The organism is Oceanibaculum indicum P24, assembly GCF_000299935.1.
Lineage (GTDB): Bacteria > Pseudomonadota > Alphaproteobacteria > Oceanibaculales > Oceanibaculaceae > Oceanibaculum > Oceanibaculum indicum.
Genome location: NZ_AMRL01000016.1, coordinates 20048 through 37729, shown reverse-complemented (window position 1 = coordinate 37729; position 17682 = coordinate 20048). Strand labels below are relative to the sequence as shown.

At 64.5% G+C, this 17682-nt stretch carries 15 protein-coding genes; 7 read left to right on the top strand and 8 right to left on the bottom strand.

Going from position 1 to position 17682, the window contains the following annotated elements:
* Positions 1–69 precede the first annotated feature (69 nt).
* Positions 70–1845 carry an acetolactate synthase 3 large subunit gene (locus P24_RS12620; protein ID WP_008945118.1) on the bottom strand — a complete coding sequence of 592 codons (1776 nt, stop codon included), beginning with the start codon at positions 1843–1845 and terminating at the stop codon, positions 70–72.
* 106 nt (positions 1846–1951) lie between these two features.
* Positions 1952–2920 (bottom strand): tRNA (adenosine(37)-N6)-dimethylallyltransferase MiaA, encoded by a 969-nt coding sequence (gene miaA / locus P24_RS12615; RefSeq protein WP_008945117.1) that lies wholly within the window; start codon positions 2918–2920, stop codon positions 1952–1954.
* 66 nt (positions 2921–2986) lie between these two features.
* Between miaA and serB the strand changes: the two genes are divergently transcribed.
* Positions 2987–3883: a phosphoserine phosphatase SerB gene (serB, locus tag P24_RS12610; RefSeq protein ID WP_008945116.1), complete on the top strand. Its 897-nt coding sequence runs from the start codon at positions 2987–2989 to the stop codon at positions 3881–3883.
* 212 nt (positions 3884–4095) lie between these two features.
* On the opposite strand, the gene P24_RS20090 is transcribed toward serB, so the two are convergent.
* Entirely contained in the window at positions 4096–5370 is a 1275-nt protein-coding gene (locus P24_RS20090) for a hypothetical protein (protein ID WP_156816296.1), read from the bottom strand.
* A gap of 772 nt (positions 5371–6142) precedes the next feature.
* Here P24_RS20090 and P24_RS12605 point away from each other — a divergent pair.
* Both P24_RS12605 and argE read left to right on the top strand, forming a co-directional pair.
* Positions 6143–7594 carry a TrkH family potassium uptake protein gene (locus tag P24_RS12605; RefSeq protein ID WP_008945115.1) on the top strand — a complete coding sequence of 484 codons (1452 nt, stop codon included), beginning with the start codon at positions 6143–6145 and terminating at the stop codon, positions 7592–7594.
* 28 nt (positions 7595–7622) lie between these two features.
* On the top strand, positions 7623–8783 hold the full coding sequence (gene argE, locus P24_RS12600) for an acetylornithine deacetylase (RefSeq protein ID WP_008945114.1): 1161 nt from the start codon (positions 7623–7625) through the stop codon (positions 8781–8783).
* A gap of 193 nt (positions 8784–8976) precedes the next feature.
* Here argE and P24_RS12595 read toward each other — a convergent pair whose 3' ends face one another.
* From P24_RS12595 to P24_RS12575, 5 genes are all read right to left on the bottom strand, one after another.
* Positions 8977–9420, bottom strand: a complete 444-nt coding sequence (locus P24_RS12595; RefSeq protein ID WP_008945113.1) for an acyl-CoA thioesterase — start codon at positions 9418–9420, stop codon at positions 8977–8979.
* Positions 9417–10223, bottom strand: coding sequence for an alpha/beta fold hydrolase (locus P24_RS12590; protein WP_008945112.1), 807 nt, complete (start codon positions 10221–10223; stop codon positions 9417–9419). Before P24_RS12590 ends, P24_RS12595 begins: the two co-directional genes overlap by 4 nt.
* Positions 10224–10226: 3 nt before the next feature.
* The gene (locus tag P24_RS12585) at positions 10227–11522 is read right to left on the bottom strand and encodes an O-acetylhomoserine aminocarboxypropyltransferase (protein ID WP_008945111.1); all 1296 of its coding nucleotides are present in this window, start codon (positions 11520–11522) and stop codon (positions 10227–10229) included.
* Between the two features lie 602 nt (positions 11523–12124).
* Positions 12125–12916: a 3-hydroxybutyrate dehydrogenase gene (locus P24_RS12580; RefSeq protein WP_008945110.1), complete on the bottom strand. Its 792-nt coding sequence runs from the start codon at positions 12914–12916 to the stop codon at positions 12125–12127.
* A gap of 42 nt (positions 12917–12958) precedes the next feature.
* Positions 12959–13141 (bottom strand): DUF1192 domain-containing protein, encoded by a 183-nt coding sequence (locus tag P24_RS12575; protein WP_008945109.1) that lies wholly within the window; start codon positions 13139–13141, stop codon positions 12959–12961.
* A gap of 119 nt (positions 13142–13260) precedes the next feature.
* On the opposite strand from P24_RS12575, the gene P24_RS12570 reads away from it, so the two are divergent.
* The 4 genes from P24_RS12570 to yddG all read left to right on the top strand — a co-directional run bounded on the left by P24_RS12570 (position 13261) and on the right by yddG (position 17608).
* Entirely contained in the window at positions 13261–14286 is a 1026-nt protein-coding gene (locus P24_RS12570; RefSeq protein WP_008945108.1) for an NAD(P)H-quinone oxidoreductase, read from the top strand.
* 149 nt (positions 14287–14435) lie between these two features.
* Positions 14436–15134, top strand: a complete 699-nt coding sequence (locus P24_RS12565) for a DUF1013 domain-containing protein (RefSeq protein ID WP_008945107.1) — start codon at positions 14436–14438, stop codon at positions 15132–15134.
* 351 nt (positions 15135–15485) lie between these two features.
* Positions 15486–16706 carry an MFS transporter gene (locus tag P24_RS12560; protein ID WP_192813245.1) on the top strand — a complete coding sequence of 407 codons (1221 nt, stop codon included), beginning with the start codon at positions 15486–15488 and terminating at the stop codon, positions 16704–16706.
* The gene (yddG, locus tag P24_RS12555) at positions 16703–17608 is read left to right on the top strand and encodes an aromatic amino acid exporter YddG (protein WP_008945105.1); all 906 of its coding nucleotides are present in this window, start codon (positions 16703–16705) and stop codon (positions 17606–17608) included. Before P24_RS12560 ends, yddG begins: the two co-directional genes overlap by 4 nt.
* Positions 17609–17682 lie beyond the last annotated feature (74 nt).

Here is a 17682-nt window from a genome sequence, read left to right as displayed (position 1 = left end):
ACCGGAACCGGCAGGCGGCGTGTCGGGGAAGGCGGACGGGCGCTGCGGCAGGCAGCGCCCAGGCAGCGCCTAAACGAGGACCATCCCCTCCTCCGAGGTCGGCTGCTCGGCATGATCCTCCGGCCCCAGCAGCATCTCGTAATGCGCGGCGCCCGAGGGGATCATCGGGAAGCAGTTTTCCTTCTGATCGACGCAGATATCGGCGATGACCGGGCGGTCCACCGCCAGCATCTCCTTGATGACATCGTCCAGCTGGTCCGGCCGTTCGGCGCGCAGGCCCACCGCCTGGAAGGCCTCGGCCAGCTTCACGAAGTCGGGCAGCGCCTCCGAATAGCTTTCCGAATAGCGCCCGCCATGCAGCAGTTCCTGCCACTGGCGCACCATGCCCATCCACTGGTTGTTCAGGATGAACACCTTCACCGGTAGATTATACTGCGCCAGCGTGGACATCTCCTGGATGTTCATCAGGATCGACGCCTCGCCGGCGATATCGACCACCAGCGCGCCCGGATGGGCGATCTGCACGCCCATGGCGGCAGGCAGGCCATAGCCCATGGTGCCGAGGCCGCCCGAGGTCATCCAGCGGTTCGGCTTCTCGAAATGGAAGTGCTGGGCGGCCCACATCTGGTGCTGGCCAACCTCGGTGGTGATGAACACCTCGTCGCGCTCGCGCGTCAGCTCGTACAGGCGCCTGATCGCGTGCTGCGGCTTGATGGTCTTTTCGGACGGGCCGAACTTCAGGCTGTCGCGGCTCTTCCAGTTGTCGATCTGCTTCCACCAGGCAGCCAGCGCCTTGCCGTCGGGCGACAGCTTCTGCTTCTGCCAGCGGCCGACGATCTCCTCCAGCACATTGCCGACATCGCCGACCAGCGGCACATCCACCCGGACATTCTTGTTGATCGAGGACGGGTCGATATCGATGTGGATCTTCTTCGAGTTCGGCGAGAACTCGGTCAGCTTGCCGGTCACCCGGTCGTCGAACCGCGCGCCGACGCACAGCATCACATCGGCATTATACATGGCGAGGTTCGCCTCGTAGGTGCCGTGCATGCCCAGCATGCCGAGGAAATGCGGGTCGGAGGCCGGCAGCGCGCCGAGGCCCATCAGCGTCAGCGTGCAGGGATAGCCGGTCATCCGCACCAGCTTGGTCAGCAGCTCGGACGCATGCGGACCGGAATTGATGATGCCGCCGCCGCCATAGATGATCGGCTTCTTGGCGCCGGCCAGCAGGCGCACAGCCTCGTCGATGGCGGCACTGTCGCCCTTCACCTGCGGGCGGTAGCTCTTGTGCAGCCTTCCATCCGGCTTGCCGCCATAGGGGCCCTTGGCGAACAGCACGTCCTTCGGCAGGTCGATGACCACCGGGCCGGGACGGCCATTGCTGGCGACATAGAACGCCTCATGCACCACGCGCGACATGTCGCGCACATCCTTCACCAGGTAATTATGCTTGGTGCAGGGGCGGGTGATACCGGTGGTGTCGGCCTCCTGGAAGGCGTCATTGCCGATCAGATGCGTCGGCACCTGGCCGGTGAGGCAGACGATGGGGATCGAATCCATCAGCGCGTCGGTCAGGCCGGTGACGGCGTTGGTAGCGCCGGGGCCGGAGGTCACCAGCACCACACCGGTCTTGCCGGTGGAGCGCGCATAGCCTTCCGCCGCATGCACAGCCGCCTGCTCGTGGCGCACCAGGATGTGGCGGATGCGGTTGTTCTTGAATATCTCGTCATAGATCGGCAGGACCGCACCGCCGGGATAGCCGAAGATAACCTCGACGCCCTGATCCTCAAGGGCGCGCAGCAGCTGGGCAGCGCCGCTCATCTCCTCCTGGGGCTCGGTCGTCATCTTGTCGGTTGCCATCTTCATTCATCCTGTGGATGCGGTCGGTTTATGCGGTCACAAATCGCCCCTCGCCGCGCTTTCGGCGCGGGGGAGGCCGGAAGCTAGACCGTCAGCCCTTCGCGGTCAACCCAGATTGACGAATTTTCGAAAAGATTTCATCTCGCGGGCTTGTCGAATATTTCGCGCCATAGCCTGTCTCGAAAATCATGGCATCCTCCATCTGGTGCCGGAACCAGGTCACCTGCCGCTTGGCGTAGCGCCGCGTCTCGCGCTGCGCCTGGTCGATGGCCTCCTCCAGCGTCAGCTCTCCCGCCAGATGCGCCGCCAGCTCGCGCACGCCCAGCGCCTTCATCACCGGCAGCGCCGGATCGAGCCCGCGCGCGACCAGCGCCCGCACCTCCTCCAGCGCCCCCATCTCCACCATCTGCATGAAGCGCCCGTCGCAGGCGGCATAGAGCGGGGCGCGCGCCGGCAGCAGCACGAAGGACAGGAAGTCGAGACCAGTCGCCGCGCCTGTCCGGGGTGCGGCCTGCCAGTCCGCCAGCGAGCGGCCGGTTGCGTTCAGCACCTCCCAGGCGCGGATCAGCCGCTGCGTGTTGCCGGGGTGCAGCCGCGCCGCCATCACCGGGTCGCGCTCCGCCAGCCTTTCGTGAAAGCCGGGGCCGCCAAGCTGCGCATGCAGCGCCGTCGCCTCCGCGCGGAAGCTGGCCGGCACCGCCGGCACCGGGGCGATGCCGCGCATCAGCGTCTGGATATAGAGCCCCGTCCCGCCGCACAGCACCGGCAGCTGGCCGGCGGCCTGGACGCGCGATATCTCCGCCAGCGCCAGCTCGCGCCAGCGCCCGGCCGAGCATTTCTGCGCCCCGTCCAGCACGCCATAGAGCCGGTGCGGCACGCGGCGCTCCTCCGCCTCCGAGGGGCGCGCGGTCAGCACCCGCAGATCGGCATAGACCTGCATGGAATCGGCATTGATGACCACGCCCCGGAACGCCTCGGCAATCTCCACCGCCAGCGCCGACTTGCCGCTGGCGGTCGGCCCGGCGACGACGATCACGGGCGCCCCTCCCGACATGGTCATCGTATCTTCCCTTTTCCTGCCGCGCGCGGGGGGCTAGATAAGCGCGTTCCCATTGCGAGGTAACCCATGTCGTTCGTCCTGACCCTGATCGCCGATCCCGCCCGCCAGACGCTGGATGCCGCCCTGCTCGATGCCGCCGGGGCCGCCCTGTCCGAGGCTGGCGCCAATCCCGGTTCCCGCGACTGGCTGGCCGAGGGGACGGCCCTCGACATCGCGCTGGAAACGGCAGACCCCGCGACGGCGGAAGCCGCCCTGCGCGACCGCCTCGCCGGCGCGCCCGTCGATATGGCGATACAGAAGCCCGACGGGCGGCGCAAGAAACTGCTGCTGGCCGACATGGATTCCACCATCGTCACCAGCGAGACGCTGGACGAGCTGGCGGCCTATGCGGGCCTGAAGGAGAAGATTGCCGCGATCACCGCGCGCTCGATGAATGGCGAGATCGATTTCGCCACCGCGCTGCGCGAGCGCGTCGCCATGCTGAAGGGCCTGTCGGCGGATGCGCTGGAGCGGACCTATGAGGGTGTGGAGCTGACGCCGGGTGCCCGCACGCTGGTGCAGACCATGCGGGCGAACGGTGCGCGCACCGCGCTGGTCTCCGGCGGCTTCACCTGGTTTACCGGCAAGGTGCGGGAGCGCTGCGGCTTCCACCTCGACCGCGCCAATGTGCTGAATGTCGAGGAGGGGGTGCTGACCGGCACGGTGGCGGAGCCGATCCTCGACCGCGACGCCAAGCTGGCCGCGCTGAACGAGCTGGCCGCCGACCTCGCCATCGCGCCCGAGGCCGCCGTGACGGTGGGCGACGGCGCCAACGACCTCGCCATGCTGAAGGCCGCCGGGCTGGGCGTCGCCTTCCGCGCCAAGCCCATCGTGGCCGCCGAGGCCCGCTTCCGCGTGGACCACACCGACCTTACCGCCCTGCTCTATTATCAGGGCTACCGGAAGGCCGAGATGGTGGGGTGAGGGGGGAGCAAGGTTGGTCAGGATTAGTAAAGTCGATATACTTTACTGCCCTGAGATTCTTATCGAAATTCCAAACTATATCTTGCCCAAAGGATGCACCCTATAGCCTTCCATTATATTCTCACGTCCGTCTAAGCATATGGCAAGCATGAGGGACAGTCACATAATCAAAGCCTCCTTGATGCAAGAAGACCTGAGCATTGTTTATGCATTCAATCCGGGGGACGGTAGCCTGTTCGATGATGTCTAAGCAGCCACCCTTTTGCCTGCACTGATATCGTTTTCCTACGATGATCAGTGTCATCAAGCTCTGAAACAACAAGATCCGCCTGTTCTAATTTAGCCACTTGGCCGCGCATATGCTGCGGAGAATTGAATCCGAAATCTTCATAATCAGAAGGGCTGATCGACCCCCCTTTCTCACAAATATCATCAAAAAGCTGCCACGCACGGGGAGGTACATTTATTGTCGTAAAGTATCTCTCGCTCTGATCGGCAAGCCACACTTGGAACAAATCATCAAGACTTGAAGCAGTCTCATTGTATCGTTGATTTTCATCCAGCCACGCCGCGAAATCTCCAGAGTATTTTAAAGAATCTCGAAGATTATTGTTCAGTATTTTGAATACATATTTAAAGGAATCTGCGCCCACCGGCGGAATGGAATCAGGTCTCGTCCTGAATTCTGCAACACGTGAAGCGATCAATTGATCTATAGAATGACCATCCAGTGGATTAACCTCAATGGGCTCTAAAAGTCGCCCCTGTAATCGAGGCGAACTTGCTACAGATCGCACAATTCCACGTGCGCCACAAACGACCCATTTTAGACCATGTTTGGCGAATAAATCGTCTCGAAGCGTTTCTAATCTTTGGCGTGCAAGTTGTGATGTATTTAATATCTCTAGATTATCAAGAACGCAAATAATACCTCCATCATTTGTAAATGATGCCTGCAAAAGTCTGTCCACAAGCGTAAAAAAACCATGAACGTCAAAGCCGGTAGATTCGTTTGGAGTTCGCCCGCCTCCTCCTCCGAAACCTGCGATTGATATGCTTCCTTCAAAATTCAAAGGATTTTCTAGCCATGCCCTCAGTGGCCCTAGAGAAAACTGTAGGTCAAGTCGCGATCTCAGATCCCTTTCGTTCGCAATAAAGTGTGATGCGATCTTTGAATAAACCTTACGCTTAAAATCAACCGCAGTATCTTCTTGTGTGAACTGAACAGGTTCTGGAAGCAACAAATACGATGACTTTCCACGTCCTTCGCTTTCTTTTTGGAGTTGGTGCCCTGACACCAACACAAGACTAGTCTTTCCAACACCGTTTGGCCCTTCAAGCGTAAGTACTGTTCTAAAACCGCTGATGCGGCTCTTAATGCGGGTAACCTCATTAGACCTACCAACCAGTAGCCTCTCACCCTGGTCGTTACCTTCGACCGGATGTGTGTCGTAAAGATTGCGGCTAAATCCGAAACTTTCCCACATATTACCCTCTTCCGGTCCTTAAAAAGTTCTATAAATCCGCGCCCTCGGTGCGATGTGAGGGAAACAAAGCTATTTATTTCATAGAAACTCTTGGCTGAAAACTCGTTCTGCACTTATTTTGACGACATTAACCTACATACAAGTGTGCTCGGACTAATAAGTTATCCTTGCATATTATGTGACACTTTCGAAATCGGTAACCAATATCAACCGCAAGGCTGCACGTTACATGCTAACTCAGCGTCGGCTCGTGCGTCGGCGCGCAATGTGCGGGTGAGTGATTTTCCGCGTTACGGCCTGCAAGTCTCTCTACTTGTCATGCCCGGACTTGATCCGGGCATCCAGGGGCCACGGGCTGAGGCGTTTCAGGCAGGGCACCGCCCCTGGACCCTCGGGTCAAGCCCGAGGGTGACGAAAGAAAACTGTCCGACCGTCCCGATATCTGACCGAGGGTGACGACTGAGAAAGATGGCTTCCGCCGGAGGTCAAGCCCGAGGGTGACGACGGAGGGGTGGGCGTTTCCAATGCCTATTCTCCGATGTGTCGTGTCACCTCCGTCCCCCTCCTACTGGCCCTCCCACTGGACAGGCGCGCCGTTATCGCCTTTGATCGCGCGATGATGCGCCCGAGCAGAACCACGACCCGAAAAGCGGCCCCCAATCTGGCCCCCCTGACGGTCCCCGCCGCTGGCCCCACCGCCGGTGCGGCCGCAAGCGTGGCGGTGCGCCCGCCCTCCCCGATGGCCCGCCCTTCCCTGAGGACAGGCTGAGCCGTGCCCGCTCTCGGTCCCGTTCTCTATATTGTCGGTCTGGTGCTGGCCCTGCTGGCCGGGGTGATGGTCATTCCCGCATTGGTGGATGCGCTGACCGGGCATGAGGACTGGCAGGTCTTCGCGGCCTCCGCCCTGATCACCCTGTTCGCCGGCGTGTCGCTGATGCTGACCACGCAGGGCACGCGCACCGTCAGCCTCAATCTGCGGCAGGCCTTCCTGCTGACCACGCTCTTGTGGCTGGTGGTGGCGCTGTTCGGCGCGCTGCCCTTCGCCTTTTCCGACCTGAAGCTGAGCTATACCGATGCCTTCTTCGAGGCGATGTCGGGGGTGACGACCACCGGCTCCACCGTCATCGTCGGGCTGGATACCGCCCCGCCGGGCCTGCTGCTGTGGCGCGCCCTGCTGCAATGGCTGGGCGGCATCGGCATCATCGTCATCGCCATGGGCATCCTGCCGATGCTGTCGGTCGGCGGCATGCAGCTGTTCAAGACCGAGGCGTTCGACACGCCGGAGAAGGTGCTGCCCCGCACCGCGCGGCTGGCCGGCGGGCTGGGCATGCTCTATGCCGGCATCACGCTGGCCTGGACCTTCATGCTGTATTTCGCCGGCATGAGCGGCTTCGACGCGCTGGCCCACGCCATGACGACGGTGGCGACCGGCGGCTATTCCACCAAGGACGCCTCGATCGGCCATTATGACAGCGCGCTGATCGACTATATCGTCGTGGCCGGCATGCTGGCCGGCAGCCTGCCCTTCATCGCCTATCTGAAGGCGGTGCGCGGCGATATGCGCATGCTGCTGCAGGACAGCCAGGTGCGCTGGTTCCTGTCGATCACCGGCGCCGCCGTGCTGCTGGCCGGGGGCTGGCAGTTCTGGACGCTGGAAACGCACCCGCTGGAGGCGGTGCGCCATGCCGCCTTCAACTGCATCTCGGTGATGACCGGCACCGGCTTCGCCACCACCGATTTCGGGCTGTGGGGCGGCTTCGGCATGTCGCTGATGCTGTTCCTGATGTTCCTGGGCGGCTGCGCCGGCTCCACCACCTGCGGCGTGAAGATCTTCCGCATCCAGATCGCCTATGCCACGGCGCGCGCGCAGATGAAGCGGCTGCTGCGCCCGCATGGCGTGTTCATTCCGCATTATAACCGCAAGCCGGTGCCGGAGGATGTCTCCACCGCCGTCATCGGCTTCCTGATCACCTACATGCTGTGCTTCCTGCTGCTGTCCATGCTGCTGGGGCTGCTGGGCCTCGACTTCGTGACCGCGATTTCCGGCGCGGCCACGGCGATCAGCAATGTCGGCCCCGGCCTGGGCGACATCATCGGGCCGGCCGGCAATTTCTCCACATTGCCCGACGCCGCCAAATGGGCGTTGTCGCTGGCCATGCTGATGGGCCGGCTGGAGCTGTTCACCGTCCTCATCCTGTTCGCGCCCTCCTTCTGGCGCGGCTGATCCCCCTTCCTTTCAGGAGAGTCCTTCCGTGACCGATACCGCACGCGCCATCGCCATGATCCGCCGGCTGGTCGCCTTCGACACCACCTCGGCGCTGTCCAACCTGGCGCTGATCGAGGATGTGAAAGCCTATCTGGCGGAATACGGCATCGACAGCCGGCTGACCTTCGACGAGGCGCACGGCAAGGCCAACCTCTACGCCACCATCGGCCCGAAGGACAAAGGCGGCGTGGTGCTGTCCGGCCATACCGACGTGGTGCCGGTGGAGGGCCAGATCTGGGCGACCGACCCGTTCGAGGTGGTGCAGAAGGACGGTCTGCTCTATGGCCGCGGCACCAGCGACATGAAGAGCTTCATCGCCATCGCGCTGGCCCTGGTGCCGGAGCTGGTGAAGATGGAGTTGAAGACGCCGATCCATTTCGCCTTCTCCTTCGATGAGGAGGTGGGCTGTTTCGGCGTGAAGCACCTGATCCGCGATATCGTCGAGAATTTCCCGCTGCCGCGCGCCGTCATCATCGGCGAGCCGACGGAGATGAAGCTGGTCACCGCGCACAAGGGCGTGCAGGCCTACCGCGTGGAGGTCACCGGCGTCGCCGGCCATTCCAGCCTGCCGCAGAACGGGGTGAATGCGGTGTTCGCCGCCACCGACCTGATCCAGAGTGTGAAGGCGATGCAGGAGGCGGCGAAGCAGCGCCCCAGCGCGGAAGCGTTCGAGCCGCCCTATTCCAGCTTCAATATCGGCCGCATCGAGGGCGGTACGGCGGGCAACATCATCCCGCAGAACTGCAATTTCTCGGTCGAGATGCGCATCGTGCCGGAGGATGACGGCGCAGCCATGGAAGCCGAGCTGCGCGCCGCCGTCGAGGCGCTGGACGCGGAGCTGAAGGCGCAGTCGCCGAAGGCCGGTGCCACCATGCGGCTGTTCGCCGCCGTGCCGCCGCTGAAGCCGGAGAGCGACGGTGTGGCCGAGGCGCTGGTGCGCCACCTCACCGGCGTGAACCAGACCGGCGTTGTCGCCTTCGCGACCGAGGGCGGGCTGTTCCAGGAGGCCGGCATCTCCACCGTCATGTGCGGCCCTGGCTCCATCGTGCAGGCGCACCAGCCCGACGAGTTCATCGCCATCTCGCAGGTCGAGGAAGGCATCGCCTTCATGCGCAAGCTGTTCGCCTGGGCGGAAAAGACGGCGTAGCCCCTATATTTTCCCTCTCCCCTGCGCGGGAGAGGGTTGCGCAGGCTTAGCGAGGAACGAGCTTAGCCGGAGCTGGGTGAGGGGGAAATGCCAGGACGGCGCAGCTCTCCCCTCACCCAGCTTCAGCTAGGCTCACTAAAGTTCGCCAAGCTTACGCATCCCTCTCCCCTTCCGGGGCGAGGGATATTTACCCTCACCCCACGGTGATGCGTTCCAGGGCGGAACGGATGCCGGCGGGGATCGGCACCGGCTTCTGCGTGTCGCGGGTGACGAACACATGCACGAAATAGCCGTGCGCGGCGATCTCCGCCTCGCCTTCGCGGAACAGGCCGATCTCGTAGCGCGCGGAGGAATTGCCGAGCCGGCCGATGCGCAGGCCGGCCTCCACCACATCGGGGAAGGCGATGGAGCGGCGGAAGGTGCATTTGCTTTCCACCGCCACGCCGATGACCGGGGCACGGTGAATGTCCAGCCCGCCCGCGCGGATCAGGTAGGTGCAGATCACCGTGTCGAAGAAGGAGTAATATTCGACATTGTTCACATGCCCGTAGATATCGTTGTCCTTCCAGCGCGTCGGGATGGACAGGAAATGCGGGTAGCGGTCACGGGTTTCGGCGATCTCGGTCTGCTCGCTCATACGGGCTTCACCCCGGCGAGGAAGCCCTTCAGCACGTCCAGCGTCGTATCCGGCTTCTCCACCATCATCATGTGGCCGGCGCCCGCCATCTCGACTGGGCGCGGATCGGGCAGCGCCTCGGCCAGCGCGCGCCCGGCCTTGGGCGGGGTCATGCGGTCGGCGGCGCCGATCAGCACGAGGGCCGGCACCAGCACCTTCGCCGCATCGTCCCGGCCTTCCGCATAGTCGTTGCAGGCGGCAAGGTCACTGGCCAGTACGGCAGAATCGCCGCGCTCCAGCAGCCGCAGGCTGGCGCCCGCGACCCACAGGCCCGGCGCGATATGCCCGCCAATATGGGCCGGCCGGCCGACGCCCCAGTTCACCATGCTGTCGATGGCGGCGTGGTTGCCGGTGCGCGCGGCTTCCAGCAGGTCGGGATGCACCGGCATGTGCAGCGCCGCCCCCAGCAGCGCCAGCGCACTCACCCGCTCCTGATGGCGGGCGGCTGTCGCCAGCGCCACCAGCGCGCCCATCGAATGGCCGGCCAGCGCCGCCTTGGCGATGCCCGCCTTGTCCATCACGGCGGCCACCCAGTCCGCCATCGCCGGAATATCCGGCAGCGCCGGACCTTCCGACCGTCCATGGCCCGGCAGGTCGAGCGCCAGCGCCGCCCAGCCATGGCTGGCGAAATAGCGCAGCTGGCCGGACCAGACGCTGCGGTCCATGCCGGCCCCATGCAGGAAGATCACGGCGGGCAGCGCCGGATCGAAATCGCGCCCGCCGGTCGCGGCGAAGACGCGCTTGCCCTCAACTGTCAGTTCCATGCTCTAGCCCTTTTGGGAGGCCTTCAGGCCCTGATCGAGATCGGCCAGCAAATCGGCCTCATCCTCCAGCCCGACCGACAGGCGGATCAGCTCCTCGCCGATGCCCGCCGTCTTCAGCGACTCCGCATCCATCTGCTGATGGGTGGTGGAGGCCGGATGGATCACCAGCGACTTGGCGTCGCCGACATTGGCGAGGTGGGAGAAGACGGCCAGCTTCTCGATGAAGCGCCGCCCGGCCTCCCGCCCGCCCTTCACGCCGAAGGTCACGATGGCCCCGGCGCCTTTCGGCAGCAGCTTCGCCGCCAGTGCCTTGTCGGCGTGGCTGTCGAGTTCGGGGTAATTCACCCAGGCGACCGCCGGATGCGCTTCCAGGAACTTTGCCACCGCGCGCGCATTGCCGACATGGCGTGCCATGCGCAGCGGCAGCGTCTCCACCCCCTGCAGCAGCAGGAAGGCGTTGTGCGGGCTGATGCAGGCGCCGAAATCGCGCAGCCCCTCGGCGCGGGCACGCATGATGAAGGCCAGCGGCCCGTATTCCTCCGCGAAGTCCAGCCCGTGATAGCCGGCATAGGGCTCGGTCAGGGTCGGGAACTTGCCGGATTTTTCCCAGTCGAAGGTGCCGCCATCGACCAGCATGCCGCCGATCGCCACGCCATGCCCGCCCAGCCATTTGGTGGCCGAATGCATGACGATGTCGGCGCCATGATCGAATGGCCGGCACAGATAGGGCGTGGCGAAGGTCGAATCGACCATCAGCGGGATGCCCGCCTCATGCGCGATCTTCGAGAGTTCCGGCAGGTTCGCGACTTCCAGCCCGGGATTGCCGATGGTCTCGCAGAAGACGAGGCGTGTCTCCGGGCGGATCGCCTTGCGGAATCCGTCAAAGTCGCGCGGATCGACGAAGCTGGCGGTGATGCCGAAGCGCGGCAGCGTATGGGTCAGCAGATTATGGCTGCCACCATAGAGCCGGTTGGAGGCGACGATATGGCCGCCCGTGCCCATCAGCGTTACGATGGCAAGGTGCAGCGCCGCCTGCCCGCTGGCCGTGGCGATGGCGCCCACGCCGCCTTCCAGCGACGCCAGCCGTTCTTCCAGCACCGCAACGGTGGGGTTGGAAATGCGGGAATAGATGTGGCCGGAACGTTCCAGGTTGAACAGGGCGGCGGCGTGATCGACGTCTTTAAAGACATAGGATGTGGTCTGATAGACCGGCACGGCGCGCGCGCCGGTGGTCGGGTCCGGCTGCTGCCCGGCATGCAGCGACAGCGTATCGAACCGGAAGGCATTAGCGTCGGTCATGATCCTGCGGCCCCTCTCCCTCACACTTTGGCGGCACTCTACACGCCACGCCAGCGGGGGCAAAGAGCTGCAGGAAGAAGCCACCAAAGGAAAAGGGCCGCCCCATAAGGACGGCCCCTCATTCCCATGACCGGAGCGGTGTTCCGCCCTCGATTTGTCTGCCCTGTTCAACTTGCCGAGTACAAGCGAGGCAAAGGGTAGTCATGAGCGGCAAGACTCGTCAAGCCGTTCGATTCAATAGTGACGAACGCGAGGAAATCCGCCGTTTTTACATGGATGGGTAGGGAATGATGGCAGCATGGAGGCGATTCGGCCGTGTGCTCGCCGATACGAAAAAAGCGCCGCCCTTGGGGGGCGGCGCTGAAGGAAGGGAGGCTTCACAGTCACCATGCGTCTCGCGTGATCGACCCGATTACGGCAAGAACGCAATAGAAGATTAGTATATTGTGGATATATTAACAAGAGATTACTAAAACACGGTATCTTCATACCAAATCGACTATCGACTCGACTGACTCGCAGTTGCAGCTGGCAGGTCGATTACTTTGCGCGCCCCATTTTAGCCGCAATTGCCGGCGTCTGTACTATCGTATGCGCACCCTCTATTGCGCGGTCCAGCCGCCATCCAGCGAATAGCTGGAGCCGGTCATGGTCGCCGCCGCGTCGGAGCACAGGAAGACCGAGAATTCGCCGATCTGTTCCGGCCGGGTGAATTTGTGCATCGGCTGCTTTTCGCCCAGCAGGTTGCGCTCCGCCTCGGCGACCGGGATGCCGCTGGCCTCGGCGCGGGCGTCGATCTGCTTCTGCACCAGCGGGGTCAGCACCCAGCCGGGGCAGATCGCGTTGCAGGTGATGCCGTCATTGGCGGCTTCCAGCGCCACCACTTTGGTCAGCCCGACCAGCCCGTGCTTGGCCGCGACATAAGCCGCCTTGTTCACCGAGGCGACCAGCCCGTGCGCCGAGGCGATGTTGATGATGCGGCCCCAGCTGCCCTTGCGCATCAGCGGCAGGGCGGCGCGGATGGTGTGGAAGCTGGAGGACAGGTTGATGGCGATCACCGAATCCCAGCGCTCGACCGGAAATTCATCGACCGGCGCGGTGTGCTGGATGCCGGCATTGTTCACCAGGATATCGACGCCGCCCAGCAGCCCGGCTGCATCCTCCACCAGCCCGACGATCTCGTCCGGCTTGGCCATGTCGGCGGCGCTGTAGCCCACTGTCACGCCATAGGCCTGCTCCATGCCGCTCTTCAGCTTGTCGATCTCGCCGGCATCGCCGAAGCCGTTCAGCATGATGTCGGCGCCCGACGCGGCCAGCGCGCGGGCGATGCCGAGGCCGATGCCGCTGGTCGAGCCGGTAACGATGGCGCGTTTGCCCTTCAGATTTACGCTCACTGTGTCGTTCCTCGCTAAAATGAAATCCGTGCCGATGGGCGTTCAGCGCCGGAACAGCGATTCGGCGCTGCTGCGGTGCTTCGTCTTCTTCTCGATATCCTGCCGGACGCGGGCGATCTCCGCCTCCAGCTCGCCGATATAGGCTTCCAGCTCCTCCACCGACATCGGGGCGAGATTGCGCTGCTGCGGTTTCGCGGCGCGCGGCAGCAAATCCTCCGGTTCCATGGTGCCTCCTCCCAACTGCCGCCCGTGTTGTCCGGCGGCGGCGATGCCTTCGGTGCTTGCAAGACGGCAAGGAGCATAATAGAGGACAAGGGAATTCCGAAATGGGGAGGATATGGATTATGGCTCTGCCAGAGATGATGCGCGCCATCGAGATCGCGCAGCCCGGCGGCCCGGAAGTTCTGCGGCCGGCCAAGCGCCCGCTGCCGAAGCCAGGCCCCGGCGAGGTCCTGATCAAGGTCGAGGCCGCCGGCGTGAACCGCCCGGACGTGCAGCAGCGCAGCGGCAACTACAACCCGCCGCCCGGCACCACCGATATTCCGGGGCTGGAGGTGGCCGGCACCATCGTCGAGGTGGGCGAGAGTGACCCGGCCGCCGAGCTGGAGGGGCTGTACCCGAACCCGCTGAACTGGAAGACCGGCGACAAGGTGTGCGCGCTGGTGGCCGGCGGCGGCTATGCGGAATATTGCGTGGCCCCGGCCCTGCAGTGCCTGCCGGTGCCCGACGGCTATTCCATGGTCGAGGCGGCGGCCCTGCCGGAAACCTATTTCACCGTCTGGACCAACGTGTTCGACCGTGGCCGGCTGAAGCCGGGCGAGGTGTTCCTGGTGCATGGCGGCTCCAGCGGCATCGGCACCACCGCGATCCAGCTGGCGAAACAGTTCGAGGCGCGGGTGTTCGCCACCGCCGGCAGCGACGAGAAGTGCCGGGTCTGCGAAGAGCTGGGCGCGGAGCGCGGCATCAACTACAAGACTGAGGATTTCGCCAAGATCCTGAAGGATACCTGCGGCGGCGCCGACCTGATCCTCGACATGGTGGGCGCGCCCTACCTTGAGCGGAACCTGGACGCGCTGCGCACCGAAGGCAGGCTGGTCATCATCGCCGTGCTGGGTGGTGCCAAGGCGGAGCTGTTCATCCCGACGCTGATGATGAAGCGGCTGACCGTCACCGCCTCCACCCTGCGTCCGCGCAGCGTGATGCAGAAGGCACTGATCGGCCGCGACCTCTACCGCGAGGTCTGGCCGCTGCTGGCGAAGCGGACGCTGCGTCCGCTGATCCACGAGACGATGAAGCTGGAGGATGCCGCGAAGGCGCACGCCCTCATGGAATCCAGCACCCATATCGGGAAAATCATGCTAGAAATCTGACGATCTGGGTAAACAGGACCATCCGGAGCGGCGACCGCGAACGTGGCCGCGCGCCCGGAGGCCTTACCCATTCGGTTGAAATAGGGTATTTCCAACCAACCTATATCGCGTCTGGCGGCTGCTGGAATGGCCGCCAATCAGGAGGAATCATGGCCGAATTGTTGATGCCGAAGGCGACCGCCGTCTGGCTGGTCGAGAATACTGCGCTCAGCTTCGAGCAGATCGCTGCCTTCTGCGGGCTGCACCCGCTGGAAGTCCAGGCGATCGCCGATGGCGAGGTCGCGACCGGCATGCAGGGCCTCGACCCCGTCGCCAACGGCCAGCTGAGCTGGGCGGAGATCGAACGCTGCACCAAGGATCCCAAGGCGCGGCTGGAAGCCTCGGTCCGCACCGTCGAGGTGCCCGAGCAGAAGCGCAAGGGGCCGAAATACACCCCGATCTCCAAGCGCCAGGACAAGCCCGACGCCATCGCCTACCTGCTGCGCTATCACCCGGAACTGTCGGACGCTCAGATCGGCAAGCTGCTGGGCACGACCAAGCCGACCATCCAGGCGGTGCGCGACAAGAGCCACTGGAATTCGTCCAGCATCCGCGCGCAGCATCCGGTGCAGCTCGGCCTGTGCACCATGAAGGACATGAACGCCGCGCTGATCAGCGCCCGCGCCAAGCGCCCGGAGCAGGTCATCAAGAGCGCCGAGGAGGTTGCCGCGGAAAGCGCAGCCGCCAGCGAGGGCGAGGCAGCTGGCAGCGAGTCGCCCTTCGCCGACACCTCGGTCACCGGCGGGCTGACCTTCGACGAGCGCAGCGACAGCGACGACTACGAGTCCGGCGGACGCTACGACCGCTGAGCGGCCGTCCTCGTGACCATCTGAAGAGGGGCGCCCCACGGCGCCCCTTTTTGTTTTTCTGTCCTCCTATGCCCCCATGTCCTTCGAGACGCCGGCCACCCACTCTGCCCGTCACCCCCGCACTTGTTGCGGGGGTCCAGGCCTCCGCTTGCTGGAACACCGACCGAGTAAGCTGAACCCTGGATTCCCGCAACAAGTGCGGGAATGACGTTCGAAGAAGTGGCAACACAGAGAGAACACACGTCCTACCTCCCTCCCTCTCTCTACAGCCCACACACCGCTTTGGTCTGGCGGGACCGGACGCTTCGCTCTAGGGTTGCGCGCAGACGATCCGCATCCGACCGGCCAACCATGCCCCCCTCTTCTCCTGAACGCCCCTTCCCGCTCTGGTGGCTGGTGCTGGCCACCACGGCGACGCAGGCCTTCGCCTCGATGAGCACGATGTCGCCCTCGACCGTCGCCCCCGCGCTGGGCGCGTCGCTCGACCTGCCGACCTCGCTGATCGGCTATCTGGTGACGATGATCTATGCCGGCGCCATCGCCACCTCGCTGATCGGTGGCGCGGTGGTGCGCCGGCTGGGGGCGTGCCGGGCCAGCCAGCTGGCGCTGGCGCTGTGCGCCACCGGCATCCTGCTGGTCGCCGGCGGCTGGCTGCCGGCGCTGGCGCTGGGCGCCTTCGTGATGGGGCTGGGCTATGGCTTCACCAACCCGGCCGCCTCGCACCTGCTGTCGCGCTTTGCCACAGGGCCGCGCATCAACCTGATCTTCTCGATCAAGCAGACCGGCGTGCCCTGGGGCGGAATGCTGGCCGGGCTGCTGATCCCCTCGGCGGCGCTGGCGGTCGGCTGGCAGGGCGGCATCTCGCTGGTCGCTGTCTTCTGCCTGACCCTGCTGTTGCTGCTGCAGATCTCGCGGCAGCACTGGGACAATGACCGCGACCCCGGCGTGCGGCTGTTCACCTCGCCGCTGGCCGCCATCGCGCTGGTCTGGCGCTCCAAGGGTCTGCGGCTGATCTCGCTGGCGGCGATGACGCTGTCCTTCTCGCAGCTCTGCTTCACCACCTTCCTGGTGACGCTGCTGGTGGAGGAACTGTCCTACACGCTGGTTGCCGCCGGGCTGGTGCTGTCGCTCTCCCAGGTGGTCAGCGTCGCCGCCCGCCTGGTCTGGGGCTGGATGGCGGACCGGCTGGGCGACAGCCTGAAAGTGCTGAAGCTGCTGATCCTCATCCTGATCCTGTCCGCCGCGACGGTGCCGATGCTGGCGCCGGACTGGCCGACGGCGGCAATCTATCTGGTGTTCATGCTGATTGGCGCCACGGCGGTGGGCTGGAACGGCGTCTATATGGCGGCGGTCGCCCGGCTTGCCCCGGCCGGCCAGATCGGCGCCGCCACCGGCGGCTCGCTGGTGCTGACCTTCGCCGGCGTGCTGGGCGGCCCGGCGGCCTTTGCCGCCAGCACCGGCCTGACCGGCGGCTATGCCGCCTCCTACATACTGATCGTGCTGGCCGGGCTCGCCGGGCTGGCCTGCATCGTGATGGCGCAGAAGCACCTGCGTGCGGGCGCCGCCGCATGACCCCGACCGTGAAGGCCACGCTGATCGGCGGCACGGCGGTGCTGATGTGGGCGACGCTGGCCCTGTTCACCACACTGACCGGCCGGGTGCCGCCCTTCCTGCTGGTGGCGCTGGCCTTCGCCGTCGCCAGCGCGATGATCGCCGTGAAATGGGTGGTCTGCCGGCAGAACCCGCTTTCCTACCTGCGGCAGCCCTGGCCGGTCTGGCTGCTGGGTGTGGGCGGGCTGTTCGGCTACCACTTCTTCTATTTCCTGGCGCTGCGCAACGCGCCGCCGGTTGAGGCCGGGCTGATCGCCTATCTGTGGCCGCTGCTGATCGTCCTCTTCTCCTCGCTGCTGCCAGGCGAGCGGCTGCGCTGGTGGCATCTGGCGGGCGCGCTCGCCGGCCTGGCGGGCGCGGCGCTGCTGGTGACCGGTGGCGGCAAGGTCGCCTTCCGTGCCGACCATATGCTGGGCTATCTGGCGGCTGTCGCCTGCGCCTTCACCTGGTCCGGCTATTCGGTGCTGAGCCGCTTCGTGAAATCCGTGCCGACCGATACGGTGGGTGGATTCTGCGCCGCCTCGGCCGTGCTGGGCTTCGCCTGCCATCTGATCTTCGAGGAGACTGTGCTGCCGGCCTCCGCGCTGGAGTGGCTGGCCGTGCTGGCGCTGGGGCTGGGGCCGGTGGGCCTTGCCTTCTTCACCTGGGATCACGGCGTGAAGCACGGCGACATCAAGGCGCTGGGTGCGGCCAGCTATGCCGCCCCGCTGCTCTCCACCATCCTGCTGGTGCTGTTCGGCATGGGGGCGGCGACCTGGGTGCTGGCGGCGGCCTGCGTACTGATCGTCGGCGGCGCGGTGCTGGCTTCGAAGGATATGTTCGCACGGCCCGCCGTCCCACCAGATATTGCGGAAAAACCATAAAAAAGTTGCATACAACGGCATCGAGGCGTAGTTTTTCCCGAATGGCAATCGCTTGCATGAAAGCGTTGCCAAGC